At 60.9% G+C, this 14,050-nt stretch carries 16 protein-coding genes and 2 riboswitches; of the genes, 9 read left to right on the top strand and 7 right to left on the bottom strand.

Annotated features, from left to right (window positions below):
• The 6 genes from SOX55_RS06605 to SOX55_RS06580 form a co-directional block, all read right to left on the bottom strand.
• The coding region (locus SOX55_RS06605; RefSeq protein WP_325286642.1) for a type IV secretory system conjugative DNA transfer family protein at positions 1–978 on the bottom strand (978 nt) is incomplete at its 3' end.
• The gene (locus tag SOX55_RS06600; RefSeq protein WP_181966738.1) at positions 965–1,363 is read right to left on the bottom strand and encodes a PcfB family protein; all 399 of its coding nucleotides are present in this window, start codon (positions 1,361–1,363) and stop codon (positions 965–967) included. The genes SOX55_RS06605 and SOX55_RS06600, both read right to left, overlap by 14 nt.
• Before the next feature lie 129 nt (positions 1,364–1,492).
• Positions 1,493–2,206 (bottom strand): antirestriction protein ArdA, encoded by a 714-nt coding sequence (locus SOX55_RS06595; RefSeq protein ID WP_015574150.1) that lies wholly within the window; start codon positions 2,204–2,206, stop codon positions 1,493–1,495.
• Between the two features lies 1 nt (position 2,207).
• Positions 2,208–2,549 (bottom strand): DUF7768 domain-containing protein, encoded by a 342-nt coding sequence (locus SOX55_RS06590; protein ID WP_015574151.1) that lies wholly within the window; start codon positions 2,547–2,549, stop codon positions 2,208–2,210.
• A 50-nt stretch (positions 2,550–2,599) separates the two neighbouring features.
• On the bottom strand, positions 2,600–4,021 hold the full coding sequence (locus SOX55_RS06585; protein WP_087154058.1) for a ParB/RepB/Spo0J family partition protein: 1,422 nt from the start codon (positions 4,019–4,021) through the stop codon (positions 2,600–2,602).
• Positions 4,022–4,207: 186 nt separating this feature from the next.
• On the bottom strand, positions 4,208–4,384 hold the full coding sequence (locus SOX55_RS06580) for a hypothetical protein (RefSeq protein ID WP_015574152.1): 177 nt from the start codon (positions 4,382–4,384) through the stop codon (positions 4,208–4,210).
• Between the two features lie 521 nt (positions 4,385–4,905).
• A riboswitch (Lysine riboswitch) is annotated at positions 4,906–5,081 on the top strand.
• A 91-nt stretch (positions 5,082–5,172) separates the two neighbouring features.
• Here SOX55_RS06580 and SOX55_RS06575 point away from each other — a divergent pair.
• Positions 5,173–6,930, top strand: a complete 1,758-nt coding sequence (locus SOX55_RS06575) for a Na+/H+ antiporter NhaC family protein (protein WP_325286641.1) — start codon at positions 5,173–5,175, stop codon at positions 6,928–6,930.
• Positions 6,931–6,985: 55 nt separating this feature from the next.
• On the opposite strand, the gene SOX55_RS06570 is transcribed toward SOX55_RS06575, so the two are convergent.
• Positions 6,986–8,182, bottom strand: coding sequence for an AfsR/SARP family transcriptional regulator (locus SOX55_RS06570; protein ID WP_325286640.1), 1,197 nt, complete (start codon positions 8,180–8,182; stop codon positions 6,986–6,988).
• A 250-nt stretch (positions 8,183–8,432) separates the two neighbouring features.
• On the opposite strand from SOX55_RS06570, the gene SOX55_RS06565 reads away from it, so the two are divergent.
• The 8 genes from SOX55_RS06565 to SOX55_RS06530 all read left to right on the top strand — a co-directional run bounded on the left by SOX55_RS06565 (position 8,433) and on the right by SOX55_RS06530 (position 13,843).
• Positions 8,433–9,461 carry a transglutaminase-like domain-containing protein gene (locus tag SOX55_RS06565; RefSeq protein WP_325286639.1) on the top strand — a complete coding sequence of 343 codons (1,029 nt, stop codon included), beginning with the start codon at positions 8,433–8,435 and terminating at the stop codon, positions 9,459–9,461.
• A gap of 15 nt (positions 9,462–9,476) precedes the next feature.
• Positions 9,477–10,499: a type II secretion system F family protein gene (locus SOX55_RS06560; RefSeq protein ID WP_325286638.1), complete on the top strand. Its 1,023-nt coding sequence runs from the start codon at positions 9,477–9,479 to the stop codon at positions 10,497–10,499.
• A 4-nt stretch (positions 10,500–10,503) separates the two neighbouring features.
• Positions 10,504–10,806 (top strand): hypothetical protein, encoded by a 303-nt coding sequence (locus tag SOX55_RS06555; RefSeq protein ID WP_325286637.1) that lies wholly within the window; start codon positions 10,504–10,506, stop codon positions 10,804–10,806.
• Positions 10,807–10,810: 4 nt separating this feature from the next.
• The gene (locus SOX55_RS06550; protein WP_325286636.1) at positions 10,811–11,293 is read left to right on the top strand and encodes a DUF4860 domain-containing protein; all 483 of its coding nucleotides are present in this window, start codon (positions 10,811–10,813) and stop codon (positions 11,291–11,293) included.
• Positions 11,290–11,703, top strand: coding sequence for a hypothetical protein (locus tag SOX55_RS06545; protein ID WP_325286635.1), 414 nt, complete (start codon positions 11,290–11,292; stop codon positions 11,701–11,703). The genes SOX55_RS06550 and SOX55_RS06545 overlap by 4 nt, the downstream gene beginning before the upstream one ends.
• A complete protein-coding gene (locus SOX55_RS06540; RefSeq protein WP_325286634.1) occupies positions 11,703–12,101 on the top strand; it encodes a hypothetical protein in 399 nt (132 codons plus the stop codon). Before SOX55_RS06545 ends, SOX55_RS06540 begins: the two co-directional genes overlap by 1 nt.
• Before the next feature lie 12 nt (positions 12,102–12,113).
• Positions 12,114–13,175 carry a type IV pilus twitching motility protein PilT gene (locus SOX55_RS06535; RefSeq protein ID WP_325286647.1) on the top strand — a complete coding sequence of 354 codons (1,062 nt, stop codon included), beginning with the start codon at positions 12,114–12,116 and terminating at the stop codon, positions 13,173–13,175.
• A 218-nt stretch (positions 13,176–13,393) separates the two neighbouring features.
• Entirely contained in the window at positions 13,394–13,843 is a 450-nt protein-coding gene (locus tag SOX55_RS06530; RefSeq protein ID WP_325286633.1) for a hypothetical protein, read from the top strand.
• A 47-nt stretch (positions 13,844–13,890) separates the two neighbouring features.
• Positions 13,891–13,977: riboswitch (cyclic di-GMP riboswitch) on the top strand.
• The last annotated feature ends 73 nt before the right edge of the window (positions 13,978–14,050 follow it).

Here is a 14,050-nt window from a genome sequence, read left to right as displayed (position 1 = left end):
GGTGCCGACATTCTCATGCTCTACCTCATATAGCTTGCCATGCACATACCCATGAACGGTTGCACCCGCCGCCCGGCCCGCCTTTTTCACGGGGCCGGACTTTTTCGGCGGTTTCTGCTTTGCCAGCTTTTTCTTGGCCTTGACCTCCATGCCGGAGATCATGTCCACCAGCGTATTCATATTGCGATCTTCCTCCGCGCCCTCGAAAATGATATAGCCCAGCAGGGCGCAGTATAGGAGCGTTTCGGCCTTCGTCCAGAACGGATCGCCCTCTTTGCCCTCGCCCTTGGTGTTGGAAATAAGGGCATTGACGAACTTTAGGATGTCGGACTCGTTCTTGATATACGCCAGCGGGTTATAGTGCATGGACTTGGAGAAGTCGATGCTGTTGAATACCTTGATTTTGTACCCCCGCTTTTGGAGAAAGCTGCCCACTTGGGACAGGACGCCGCCCTTCGGGTCTACCACCACGAAAGAGGAATGGGCCTGTAAAAGCTGGGGCGTGAGCCAAAAGCGGGTTTTGCCCGAGCCGGACGATCCGATGACACAGGTATTGAGGTTTCGGGCGTTGGCCGGGATCTTGGGCCGGGTGTTCATGGTGAGAAACTCCGTCCCGGTCAGAATGACATTGTTTTCAAACTTGGGATCGACAAAGGGCTTGATGTCCTTTTCGTTTCCCCACCGGGCCGAGCCGTACTCCTCGTCACGCCGGAACTTCTTGGCTTTTTTACTTTTCATGTGGATGAACAGACGGAACGCCACGGCTCCCACGATACCAACCAGCCAGTCAACAGGGTTTAGCCCCGGCGCGAAATCGGCAAAGGCCGGGCCGATAGTCTGGCCGATCCCCATCACTTTTGTTAGGAAACCCGCACCAGCGGCCAGCCGATAGGCCGTACTCAATTTGAGGAACGCCCAGCCGATGAACACATACGGGATATTGGGAATGAGGAATTTTCGGAGCTTATCTGTTTTCATGCGCCGCCTCCTTCACACGCTCCCGCTGTTTGGGCTTTTCACGGGTGAGCTGATCTCCGGCCCGCTTGATCTGATCCCGGATGGGGATGCGCCTGGACTTGGACTTGTTCAGCACCTTTTTGGAATACTCCGAGAAACAGGCGGTCATGGCATCAGCCTGTCCCGCCTTGAAAAACAACAGGTATTTGTCCGGGCCTGTCTTGTAAAAGGCATAATCCACATTCCACTTCCGGGCCACCCGGTCAAAACTTTTGGTATCGCCGGACAGCTCCAGACTGTTGGTAGACACGCCATGCCGCATAAGTTGCTTGACCGTCTGTTTGCCGTGAGGGATCTGCCGGGCGCGGTGTTCTTTGGCGATTTTGCGCCCCACAGCGGCCACCACATAGGCAAGGCTCCGCGCCGTCAGCTTACTGGCCCGGACGGAAACTGCAACAGTACGCCGGGAAATATCTTCTTCTATCAGCTATGCCGCCTCCTTTCTCACCTCGGGACAAGTTGTCCCAAGGTGGGGTTATCGTTCCGTATGGCCCAGCGTGGGCCGTTTCCGTTCCCCCTCCAGCGAGGAACGGTCTATAATTTCCTTGAAAGCTGACATCTGCTCCCGGATGGACAGCTTGGGCATGGAGAAAACGCGGTGCTCGTCGGGAATGTCATCCCGGCCCGTGTAGTGCTCTATAAAGCTGCTGCGGTTGTCGGCCACATATCCACCGGGGGCATAGTGGCCGCCGTCATTGATCCGCACATCCCGCCCGTATGCCTCATAGTCGATATAATCAATGAGGTGTTCCGGGACTTCCACACCGCCGAACTCCAGCACATACATACGGCCCAGCTCCTCGTCACTACGGACACCGGAATAGAACTCAAAGCAATCCAGATTTTGCGTGAGGTTGATTAAGTCTTTTACGCTACCTGTGTATTCGCCAGCGTCTATGACCGCCTCAAACTTTTCTATATCGCTCTGATCCATTTCCGACAGCAGCGCGGCCAGATAGTTGAGCTCGTCAATGCTTTCATATTCGCCCAAGTGCTCATGCAGCCCCAGTACATCGCCGTCAAAGCTGGTTATGAAAATCTCCTCATACCGTATGCCGTCCACGCCGATGCGCTTTAAGAGGGACTGTACCTCCTCCGCCGTGGTGGGAAATTTCAGCGTTTCGCCCACAAGCTGCCCCTCGGCATATTTGCCGAGGTTGGTAATGTAGGCTTCCAGCAGGGCCGCCATATCAGCGGCGGCCCTGTCCCTTGACCGTCAAGATGCCCTCCAGCGTGGTTGCCGTGATACCCAGCCGCTGGGCAACAGCAATATCGTTCTTCATAGCCTCGGTGACGGTATGGCCGCACACCACCAGCACATGAGAGCGTTTGAGCAGATTACGGGCCATGTCGATCCCGCTTTTATGCTCCTCGGGAATGGCATCATTGAGGAACAGGGGATGGAACAGCGTGGGGCAGATGGGCGAAAAGCCCGCCTCATACACGCTGCGGCAATACTGCGCCGCCTGTTTTGCGTTTTCGGCATCGCTGCCGCACCACGCAGCGGTGATATATGCGAGGGGTCGTTTCATTGTTAAAACCTCCATTCAATGAAAAAACCTCGGGACAAATTGTCTCGAGGTTACAGGCTCTTATCCGTTTTCTTTTCGGGCTTGCCCAGCTCGGGGGGCTGCTTGGCCTTCCAGTCATCCAGCAGGGCCATGATCTGATCCTTCATCTGACGGGGGGACTTGTCCTTGCCGAAATACTTTTCCAGTTCCGCGCTATTGATAATCACCTTATCAACCTCCTTCTTTTCTTCCATCAAAATGCCGTCGATCACATCGCCGTTCAGCTTGCCCTCTTGATCCAGCTTGCGGAGCCGCTGGGCTTGGGATAGGGACGGAGAGGACTGCTGGCCCTCAATGGACACGGCGATATACTTCTGATGTTTGGGCCGGATAAAGGAAATCTCCACGGCGGGGGTAAATGCCAGCTTTTTTTCGTCCAGCATTTTCTGCAAATCCGGCACCAGCTCGGTCAAGCGGATATACCGCTGTACCTGTTTGTAGTTCATGCCGTTGCGATCACCCACGATCTGCGTGGAGCGTTTACCCGCCTCCTGTGCGTCCTCACCGGGACGAGCGCCTTGGTGCTTGATGGCCTCCACCTGCATTTTCAAAGACTGTGCCTTTTCCGTGGGCAAAATCTTTTCGCGGTGGCGCAGGTTGTCATCCGTCATAGCGAGGATGGCCTCGTCATCGGTCATGTTACGGACAATACAGGGCATATTCACAAACCCGGCCAGCTCGCTTGCCCTCTGGCGGCGGTGGCCCGCGATGATCTCATACCCGCCATCCTCGGTGGGGCGCACCAGCGCGGGCTGGTTTACACCACTTGCCCGGACGGACTCCACAAGGCCCTGCATCTCGGCATCGTCACGGACACCAAAGGGATGGTTTTTGAACGGGCGCAGCTCGGACAGATTGAGGTAGACAATTTCCTCTTTTTCTGCGCGGGTAGCGTCACGGGGCGCGGCGGGCTGCTCCGGCGCGGCAGGGGCGGGAGCCTCCTGCGGATTGGGTGCAGCATTTTCCGGGGCAGCCTTACTTTGGGACATCTTGTCTCGCGTGGGCGGCTTGGCCTTGTCGGGGGCCGCCTTGTCAGCCTTTGCCGGGCGGCCCTTGCTGGCCTTGGCCGCTGCTTTGTCCTTCGACTCCGTGGTTTTCTGCTTGGGAGCCTTTTCCTTCGGGGCCTTGTCCTTTCCGGCCTCCTCACGGGCGGCGGCGAAATCCACCACCTTGCCAGAGGGAGCAGGGGCAGGATCACTCTTGTCCGGGGTGGCAGTCTGCTTGGCCTCCTTGTCGGGCTTGAGCGGCTCGGGAGCCGCAGGGCTGGGAGCCTCCGGGACGGTGGGCTCCGCCTTTTCTGCGGGAGCTGCCTTTTCAGCCGGGGCGGGATCTGCCACAACGGGCTCGGCCTTGCCGGGAGCAGGCTGCTCCTGCGCGGGGGCCGTGTCAGTCGTTTCTGCCTCGGGGCCGATATTCTTTTTATCGTCTGCCAATGTCAAACCTCCTTTGTCTTGAAATGAAAAAAGCCAGCCCGATGGCTGGCAGCAGATAAGGGACTCCTCCTTTCAAGTTGTGGTGTATGAAAACGCCGCCCATAGTCTCACTCGGGCGGCGTAATGCTCAATATGAAATTGTTTTAGAATAAATACCTTGCTTGACAACTCGGATTTAATTTTAGATTAGATTTTTTCGCGGTGGCCTTCGTTCCACATTTTTTCATCGACATCGGCCATCATCAGCTTTAACAGGATGTCCGACATACTTTCACCGTTTTTATCATAACGGGGCTCCACGATAAAAACGCGATTGCCGATCTCATATCTTTGCGGCTCACCAGCTATATATTCTTTCTCCATACTCAACACCCCCTTTCGCTATGGAACAAGGAAATTATACCATGCGAAAAGGGAATTGCGGTATCGAGCTTGTTTTCAAATTTAGTATTGATATGCGGTCTGGCCCCAGCTATAATGAATTTCAAGAAAAACGCCGATGGTTTTGCGGCTTTTGGTGGGGTGTCCCGCGTATTGAACGCTCTATTGGCCCGATTTAGAGGGGTATGTAACCGATCTAACCGGGAGAGCGCATGACTGGCAGTCATGAGGTCAGGAGTTCGATCCTCCTTGTCTCCACCAAAGAGAAAGACACGACGCAAGTCGTGTCTTTCTCTTTTTGGCTTTACGCCCGTTGGCAGCTCCACCCTCCGGTAATTGAAATGTACGGGCGAAATGAATTCGCCCCGCGCCAAGGTTCTGCCGGCGGCAGGACGCCTGACACCCCGGGCAGAGTGCACACACAGCACGGACAAAAGATGGAAAAAATCCCGGAAAAGCGTTGACATCTCCGGGAAGTATACTATAATGAAACCACAATGCAAGAGCATGATAGAGGCGCGGGCGCCATCAGTACCTCCGGCGGAAGACAGGCTGTAACCGGAGGGAAAGGGACGACCGCCGAGGGGCCGGATACCGCAGCCTGGCGGACCGGAACCCGGGCCGGAAGAGAACATCTTCCGGACTGTCGCCGGTTCGCCGGCGGAGCGCTGTCGTGAGTCCTACACCGGTGGAATGGAGTCATGACGCGGTCATGGCTCCATTTTTTTGCTGTGGAGACACAGACACTGGAATTCAGAGGAGAGAGAAACATGAGAAACATCAAACGCCGCGTCCTGCCGCTGCTGGCAGTGCTGCTGGTGCTGGTGACGGGCCTGACCGTCACCGCGTCGGCCGCGGAAGACCCCACGGAGGAAGCGGGCACCAAATGGGTGGAGTGCGGCCAGTGCGGCGGCATCGGCGGCTGCGCCTCCTGCCTGGGTCTGGACCCGGAGTGCGAGGACTGCGGCGGCACCTTCACCTGCTCCGCCTGTGACGGAACGGGCTACGTGCTGGCGGAGAGCCGGTTCTACAACACCTTCTGGGCGCTGCTGCCTCCCATCATCGCCATTGCCCTAGCGCTGATCACCAAGGAGGTCTATTCCTCCCTGTTTGTGGGCATCCTGGTGGGCGGCCTGCTGTACTCCAACTTCAGCTTTGAGGGCACCGTCATCCACGTGTTCAGCGACGGCATCGTCTCCGTCCTGTCCGACGGCTACAACGTGGGCATTCTGGTGTTCCTGGTGATCCTGGGCGCCATGGTGTGCCTGATGAACAAGGCGGGCGGCTCCGCTGCCTTTGGACGCTGGGCCCAGACCCACATCAGGAGCCGGGTGGGCGCGCAGCTGGCTACGGTGCTGCTGGGCTGCCTGATCTTTATTGATGACTATTTCAACTGCCTCACCGTGGGCTCCGTCATGCGGCCCATCACCGACAAGTATCAGGTGTCCCGTGCCAAGCTGGCTTACATCATTGACGCCACCGCCGCCCCCATCTGCATCATCGCCCCCATCTCCTCCTGGGCCGCCGCCGTGGCGGGCTTCGCCGAGGACGGCCAGGGCCTGGCGCTGTTTATCCGCGCCATCCCCTATAACTTCTACGCCCTGCTGACCATCGTGATGATGATCGGCCTGGTGGTGATGAACGCCGACTACGGCCCCATGGGCGCTCACGAGCGCAACGCTGCCAAGGGCGACCTGTTCTCCGGTTCCAACCCCTACGCCATGATGGAGGAGGAAGTGAACGAGGAGAAGGGCCGGGTGCTGGATCTGGTGCTGCCCATTGTGGTGCTGGTGGTGTTCTGCGTCATCGGCATGATCTACTCCGGCGGCTTCTTCGAGGGCGCGGGCTTCATTGAGGCCTTCTCCAACTCTGACGCCTCCGTGGGATTGATGCTTGGCTCCGCCTTTGCACTGGTGGTGGCCTTTGTCTACTTCCTGATCCGCCGCTCCCTGTCTTTCAAGGAGATGATGGGCTGCATCCCCGAGGGCTTCAAGGCCATGGTTCCCGCCATCATGATCCTGACGTTTGCCTGGAGCCTGAAGGCCATGACCGACTCCCTGGGCGCCAAGTTCTTCGTCCGGGACTTCGTTCGCTCCTCCGCCGGCGGAATGCAGATGCTGCTGCCGGCCATCGTGTTCCTCATCGGCTGCCTGCTGGCCTTCGCCACCGGCACCAGCTGGGGCACCTTCGGCATTCTGATCCCCATCGTGCAGAACGTGTTCTCCATGGATAACCCCCTGGCCATCGTCTGCATCTCCGCCTGCATGGCCGGCGCCGTCTGCGGCGACCACTGCAGCCCCATTTCCGACACCACCATCATGGCTTCCGCCGGCGCCCAGTGCGACCACGTGAACCATGTGTCCACCCAGCTGCCCTACGCCATCACCGCGGCGGCGGTGAGCTGCGCGGGCTACCTGCTGGCCGGCATCTTCGGCTGGGTGGGCGTCCCCACCCTCCTGGCGCTGCCCATCGCCGTGGTGCTGATGATCGCGGTGCTGCTGGTGATCCGCTCCAGACGGGCCGCCTGAGACGCGAATGTAAAAAAACGCCCCCTTCCGCCGGAAGGGGGCGTTTTTTGTGCGTTCAGTTGGGCTCCAGAGGCTGCACGGAGTAGCGCAGCTGGGCGGGGGAGTGGGGATACTGGCGGAAAAAGGCCCGGACAATGCGCTCCATCACCATGCAGGCGTTTTCGTAGTTGGCCTGGGGCAGCATGACGATATACTGGGAAACGCTGCACCGGGCGGCCACGTCGCCCCGGCGGAGATTGAGGCACATCAGGTTTTTCAGATTCTCCATGCACACATCCATGCTGCGCTTGGAGAGGGACTGTCCCTCATGGCCTGTAACGGTAATCAGGCCGATGTGCACCGCGTCGCCGGTGCGGGCCACGGACCGGGCCTCGGCCCGGTAGATGATGCGGAAGAAGTCATATTCGCAGAACAGGGCGCCGGGCAGGTCATCTCCCTCCCGCAGCTGCTCCCGCAGGAACCCCAGGGTGACCGACTGGTCATTGGAGGTGCGGGCCGCCTGCCGGTAAAGGGCCTTGGACTCGTCGGAGGGCATGATGCCGAAGGTGGAGAACAGCAGATCCGACATTCCCTGATAGACCGCGATGACGGCCTTCAGGTCCCCCAGCGCCAGCAGCTCCCGCATCAGGTGCTGGTACAGGGACTCGTCATAGGGTTCAATCTCCGTGGCGCGGCGGCTGATGGCCGCCGCCTTTTCCATTTCGTTCCGGGCCTCCAGCAGCTCCAGCGCCTCTCCCGCCGTCCGCAGATACAGGTTGTGGTAGTAGGCGCTGATGGGAATCACCCAGGACTCAGAGGACAGCTTGGGCAGGAAATCGCCCCGGTACAGCTCCAGCGCCGCCAGATCATACTCCAGCCGGCGGGCATCGTCCTCAGCGGCGGCGCTGAGCCGGCAGAGCCGGTCAAACTCCTCCACGTCAAATGTGCAGGGGAAATCGCTGTTCCAGGCGTAGCCGCCGTCCCGCCGGATGATGAGAGTGTGGCCGGCGGAGGGGAACAGCCTGTCCAGCGTGGAGCGGACCCGATGGAACATGGTTTTCAGGGCGTTCAGCGGATTGGTGCTGGAGCGGTCCTCCCCCCACAGCAGGGCGATCAGTTCCTCCTGGGAAACAGAGCGGCCGCGGTTATAAATCATGTAGGAGAGAAGAAGCCAGACCTTTTTGGTGCGGTTGTCGCTGTCATCCACCCGCTGCCCGCCCTGGGTGAGGGACAGCCCTCCCAGCATCCGGACATTCAGCCGATCCTGATTCATCAGAATATCACCTCTGCTTACAAAACGTCATTCTTACGTCAACCAAAATGACAATTGTGTCATATAAATTGACTTTAACACGAAATCGAGAAAAAAGCAATATCAAAAGCTGTTAAAATCAGGGGAGAAGATACGATTATTTTTTTATTTTGAAATAAAATATCAAAAAGTACTTGCAAAGCCGGGGAAAAGCAGTTACTATTGATTTGGTTATAAAACAAATAATTTTGTTCAAAAGGAAGAATATAGTGTGATTTCTAAAAAACACTGTCTGACTGTGGCCATCGCAGTCGTTTTGCTGCTGGGAAGCGCCGCGGGAGGTGTCCGGGCGGCCGCGCTGCCGGAGGGCTTTGCCGGCGGCGTCTATCTTCCCCAGGGCATTGAGGTTCCGGAAGAGGATGGGGCGATGGAGCTGATCATCCCGGAGGAACGGGCGCCCCTGGCGGCGGACGCGGTTCCGGCGGTATCCACCCTGCTGATGCCGGAGGCCTCCGGCGTGAAGGTCCACGAGAACCAGAAGGCGGGAATCGACTACTCCAACACCGCGGACGGCTACGTGATGGCCCGGTATACGGAGTCCTCGGAGAAGAAGGTCAAGCTGCAGGTGAAGGGCCCCACCACCACCTATACCTATGATCTGAAGCCCGGTGACACCACCTGGAACACCTTCCCCCTGTCCGACGGCGACGGCCATTACACGGTGACCATTTATCAGAACATCAGCGGCAACCGCTATTCCTCCGTGATGGCCGTGAACTTTTCGGTGACCCTGAAAAACGAGTTCGCCCCCTTCCTGCGGCCCAACCAGTACGTGAACTACGCGGTTTCCGCGGAGAACACGGTGGCCCGGGCGGCGGCGTTGTGCGCCGGCCTGACAGACCCCCTGGACAAGGTGAAGGCAGTCTACGAGTACGTGGTGACCAACTTCAAATATGACTATGACCTGGCCAACTCCGTGCAGAGCGGGTATCTGCCGGTGCTGGACACGGTTCTGGACAAACAGAAGGGCATCTGCTTCGACTACGCCGCCGTCATGACCGCCATGCTCCGCTGCCAGGGCGTGCCCTGCAAGCTGGTGGTGGGCTACGCCGGAACGATCTACCACGCGTGGATCAACGTCTGGACGGAGGAGAGCGGCTGGGTCAACGCGGCCATCTACTTTGACGGCGTCAACTGGCAGCGGATGGACCCCACCTTTGCCTCCACCGGGCGGCAGAGCCGGGAGATCATGCAGTACATTGGCGACGGAAAGAACTATACCGCCAAATACCTCTATTGATGGGAACGTGAAACTGTGAAGCGGGAGAAGATGAGCAGCAGCCGGCTGTCCGGAATGTGTCTGGAGCTGGCGCTGATGCTGAATGCCGGCCTGGGGGCCGGCGAGGGCCTGCGGCTGATGGACGGCGAATCCCCGGTGATGGAGCAGATGGCCGGCCGGGTGGAGGACGGCGCGCCGCTTTCGGAGGCCATGAAGGAAAGCGGCGTGTTTCCCGACTATGTCTGCGCCCTGGTGGCCTGCGGCGAGCGCACCGGCCGCACCGAGGAGGCCCTGCGGGCCCTGGCGGACCACTATGAAAACCGCAGCCGGATGGAGGAGGGTATTCTCGGCGCCCTTCTGCATCCGGTTCTTCTGGCACTGCTGATGCTGGCGGTGACGGTGATTCTGCTGACCCGGGTTCTGCCGGTGTTTGAAGATGTGTACGCGTCGCTGGGCGGCCGGCTGGGCGGCATGGCCGGCAGCCTGCTGACCCTTGGCCGTCTGCTGGACCGGTGTATGCCGCTGCTGGTGGGTTTGCTGGCGGCGGCACTGGCGTCTCTCGCCGCCCTGCTTCTGTCGGAGCGGCTGCGCCGGCGGCTTCTGGCGTGGTGGGCCCGGCGGGACCGGGGTCTGGCGGCGGAAACCGCCACGGCCCGGGTGGCCCAGGCCCTGGCCATGGGGCTGGCCTCCGGCTTGCCCATGGAGGAGGCGCTGGATCTGGCTGCCGGACTGCAGGGGGATAACCAAAGGGCGGCGGAGCGCTGCCGCAGCTGCCGGGAGCGGATTGCCGCCGGCGGCAGCCTGACGGAGAGCCTGCGGGAGACCGGCGTGCTGCCGGAGGACTGCTGCCGCCTGCTGGCGGCAGGCGTTCGGGCCGGCGCGGCGGACACGGTGATGGCCCGGCTGGCCCGCCGTCTGGCGGAGGACAGCGAGAATCACCTGGCGGAGGCGGTGGCCCGGGTGGAGCCGGTGCTGGTGCTGGTGAGCGCGTTGCTGGTGGGTCTGGTGATTCTGTCGGTGATGCTGCCGCTGATGGACATTATGTCGGCGCTGGGGTGAGAGCATGGAACGAAAGCTGCTGAGAATCCTGACATGGCTGGCGCCGCTGCTGGCGGCGGCGTGGCTGCTGAGTGCCGCGGGCAATCTGGACGCCGGACAGGCGGAGGAGGAGCTGCGGCAGATGGAGCAGGCGGTCCGCAGAGCGGCCGTGGCCTGCTACGCCGCCGAGGGGGCCTATCCGCCCAACCTGGAGCGTCTGCAGGCGGACTACGGCCTGCAGGTGGACGAAGAGCGCTATACCGTGGCCTACACGGTGTTTGCGGAGAATCTGATGCCGGAGATTACGGTGCTGAGAAACGGAGGCTGAGACTGTGGGAAAGGCGGATACGCGGCGGACGGAGGGGCTGCTGGCCCTGGTGATGTTCGCCTTGTTCGCGGTGCTGGTGCTGGGGGTTCTCCTGGCGGGGGCGGGTGTGTGCCGCCGCCTGACGGAGCGGGACGCCCGGGCCTTTGACCGCAGAACCGCCCTGCAATATGTGGCCACCCGGGTCCGGAGCGCCGCCGGCAGCGTGACGGTGGAGGACTTCGCCGGACCGGACAGCACCCTGTGCTTCGCCGAGGAGATTGAGGGAGAGACCTACCTGACCCGCCTCTATTGCTGGGACGGCGCCATGCGGGAGCTGTTCTGCGCCGCGGGGGAGCCGTTTGCGCCGGAGGACGGGGAGATCATTGTCTCCATGGCGGAGATGCGTTTTACGGAGGAGAACGGACTGCTGACCGCCGAGGCGGTGGCCGGCGACGGCAGCGAGGCCGCGGTGTCGCTGTTCCTCCGGGAGAGAGGGGACGGGGCATGAGAGACAGAACCACCCTTTCCCTGATGGAGCTGACGCTGATGCTGCTGCTGTTCGCCATGACGGCGGCCATCTGCCTCCGGGCCTTTGCCCTTTCGGACCGGCTGAGCCGGCAGGCGGAGCAGCGGGACCGGGCGGTGCTGTGGGCTGAGACGCTGGCGGAGACCTGGAAGGCCGCCGGCGGCGACCTGGCGCATCCGACGCCCTATGAAACCGCCCCGGAGGGAGACGGCTGGACCGTCTGCCTGGACGAAAACTGGACGCTGACGGGGGACCCGGAGCGCACGGCCTTTGAGGCGGAGCTGCGGGAGGAGCCGGGGGTCGGCCTGCTGCGCAGGGCCCGGATTACCGTCCGGGAAGTGGGCGGCGGCTGTCTCTTCACGCTGGAAACGGCCTGTCAGGAGGCGGCGTGATGAAGGCACGGCGGGGATTTTCACCGCCGCCGGTGGGGGGCACCACTCTGCTGGCGGTGTTCGCGGTGCTGTGCCTGACGGTATTCGCGGTGCTGAGTCTGTCCGCCGTCCGGGCGGACGACCGGCTGAGCCGGAAGAGCGCCGACGCGGTGGCTGCCTGTTACCGGGCGGAGGCGGAGGCGGAAGCGGTGCTGGCCCGTCTCCGGAGCGGAGAAGTGCCGGCGGGCGTCACGGCGGAAAACGGAATTTACAGGTATCAGGTCCCTGTTTCGGACACCCGGGCGCTTCGGGTGGAGGTCCGGGTTCAGGGACGGGAATATTCGGTCCTGCGCTGGGAGACCGTGTCCGCGGATGACGCGGTGTATGACAGCAGCCTGGCGGTATGGGACGGAAATTAAGGGGGAATCATGATGGAATTGATGGATCATCTGGAAATGGCAGTGGAGCTGCAGGCTTCCGATTTGTTTATTGTGGCGGGTGCGCCGGTCAGCTGCAAGCGGGAGGGCCGGGTCTGCCCCATGTGGGAGGGCTCCGGGCGGATTCTCCCGCCGGAGACGGAGCGGCTCATCACCGAGCTTTACCGGCTGGCGGACCGGCCCATGGAGCACTATCAGAAAACCGGCGATGACGACTTCTCCTTCGCCGTGCCGGGTCTGGCCCGGTTCCGGGTCAGTGCTTACTGCCAGAGAGGCTCCCTGGCGGCGGTGGTCCGGGTGGTATCCTTCGACATTCCGGATTACCGGACACTGAACATCCCGGAGGAGGTCATGGCCCTCAGTGAGGTGAGCCACGGCTTCGTGGTGGTCACCGGCAGCGCCGGCAGCGGAAAATCCACCACCCAGGCCTGCATCATCGACCGTATCAACCAGACCCAGGAAAAGCACATCATCACGCTGGAGGACCCGGTGGAGTACCTGCACCGGAACCGCAAGAGCATCGTCTCCCAGCGGGAGATCGCCATTGATACCACAGACTATCTCTCCGCCCTGCGGGCCTGCCTGCGGCAGGCGCCGGACGTCATCCTGCTGGGGGAGATGCGGGACCCGGAGACCATCCGCACCGCCCTCACCGCCGCCGAGACGGGGCACCTGGTCATCGCCACCCTTCACACCGGGGGCGCGGTGAACACCATCGACCGCATGATCGACGCCTTCCCCGCCGCCCAGCAGGGGCAGGTCCGGGTTCAGCTGGCGGCGGTGCTGCACACGGTGGTGTCCCAGAAGCTGCTGGCGGCGGGGGATGGCGGCCGGATCCCGGCCTTTGAGATCATGCACATGAATCCCGCCATCCGCAACATGATCCGGGAGTGCAAGACCCACCAGATCGACAACGTCATCCGCACCTCCGCCAGCCAGGGCATGGTCAGCATGGACCAGTACCTGGAGCGTCTGGCGGCGGAGGGCCGGGTGGATACCCGGACCGCCGCGGAGAACGCGGAGGACCCGGAGCAGCTGCTGCGGCGGCTGGGCTGACCGGTTACAAAAGCGATGCCCGACTCTCCCGGAACCGGGAGAGCCGGGCCCTTTTTTCCCCTGAATGGCAATATTTGGGCAAAATATATAAAAATGTGTATGAAAAATTGTCGCATATTCCGTCCGGGATTTGAATCCACTGAAAAGAATTGTAACCCCCGGCGTAACGGAGGGATGCTATACTGAGCCTGTAAAAACGGGAAAGGGGGTGTGCCCTGATGGAGGGCAGGCTGTATGGCAACGAGTTCCGGACCACCATCGTCTGCGTGGACCAATATGACGAACGCGGCGTGCCGGCGGGACGGCTGTACAATCCCTATCTGGCAGAAGGCGAGCAATTCCGCAGTCTGATGGAGTTCATCCGCAAGATGGAAGAGCTTCTGAACGGCACACGGCTGCCGCAGGCCTATGCGCAGCCGCGGAGTTTTTCAGGCGGCTGCGGCGTCTCAGTGGAGGAACCACCGGACGCAGCGGTCCGGGAGGGAAGGATCGGAACCTTCACTCTGCGGGTGCTGTTCCGGCAGAACTCCAGCTGGCAGGGCAGCGTAACCTGGCTGGAAGGCAGGAAAGAGGAGAAGTTCCGCAGCGCGCTGGAGCTGTTCCATCTGATGGACAGCGCCTTAAGCGATGAACTGGCGGAGCAGAACAAGCTTTCGGCGTTCGGCTGAAAAGAACCAGGCAATCCCACGCGGCGAAAGCCGCAAACAGGCAGAAATGAATGAAACGGCAAACTGCGGGAAACCGCGGGACGCAAAGCCAAGGGGGCTAAAGCGGCGAACGCCATGCCAGCCCGGCCACCAAGCATTTCGATCTTCGTGAATGGAAGGAGAACGAAATGATGGCAAGAGCAAGAGGAAAACGGGAAGCGAAAAGAC

The sequence above is a fragment of the Dysosmobacter sp. genome, from assembly GCF_034093755.1.
Lineage (GTDB): Bacteria > Bacillota > Clostridia > Oscillospirales > Oscillospiraceae > Oscillibacter.
The sequence above is the reverse complement of the archived record's forward strand: the minus strand, read 5'-3'. Positions and strand labels throughout refer to the sequence as shown.

Coding starts and splice junctions, on each gene's coding strand:
- SOX55_RS06545 (WP_325286635.1), top strand. CDS start 11,290: ATGAGAGACAGAACCACCCTTTCCCTGATGGAGCTGACGCTGATGCTG.
- SOX55_RS06530 (WP_325286633.1), top strand. CDS start 13,394: ATGGAGGGCAGGCTGTATGGCAACGAGTTCCGGACCACCATCGTCTGC.
- SOX55_RS06580 (WP_015574152.1), bottom strand. CDS start 4,384: ATGGAGAAAGAATATATAGCTGGTGAGCCGCAAAGATATGAGATCGGC.
- SOX55_RS06570 (WP_325286640.1), bottom strand. CDS start 8,182: ATGAATCAGGATCGGCTGAATGTCCGGATGCTGGGAGGGCTGTCCCTC.
- SOX55_RS06555 (WP_325286637.1), top strand. CDS start 10,504: ATGGAACGAAAGCTGCTGAGAATCCTGACATGGCTGGCGCCGCTGCTG.
- SOX55_RS06540 (WP_325286634.1), top strand. CDS start 11,703: ATGAAGGCACGGCGGGGATTTTCACCGCCGCCGGTGGGGGGCACCACT.
- SOX55_RS06590 (WP_015574151.1), bottom strand. CDS start 2,549: ATGAAACGACCCCTCGCATATATCACCGCTGCGTGGTGCGGCAGCGAT.
- SOX55_RS06535 (WP_325286647.1), top strand. CDS start 12,114: ATGGAATTGATGGATCATCTGGAAATGGCAGTGGAGCTGCAGGCTTCC.
- SOX55_RS06595 (WP_015574150.1), bottom strand. CDS start 2,206: ATGGCGGCCCTGCTGGAAGCCTACATTACCAACCTCGGCAAATATGCC.
- SOX55_RS06575 (WP_325286641.1), top strand. CDS start 5,173: ATGAGAAACATCAAACGCCGCGTCCTGCCGCTGCTGGCAGTGCTGCTG.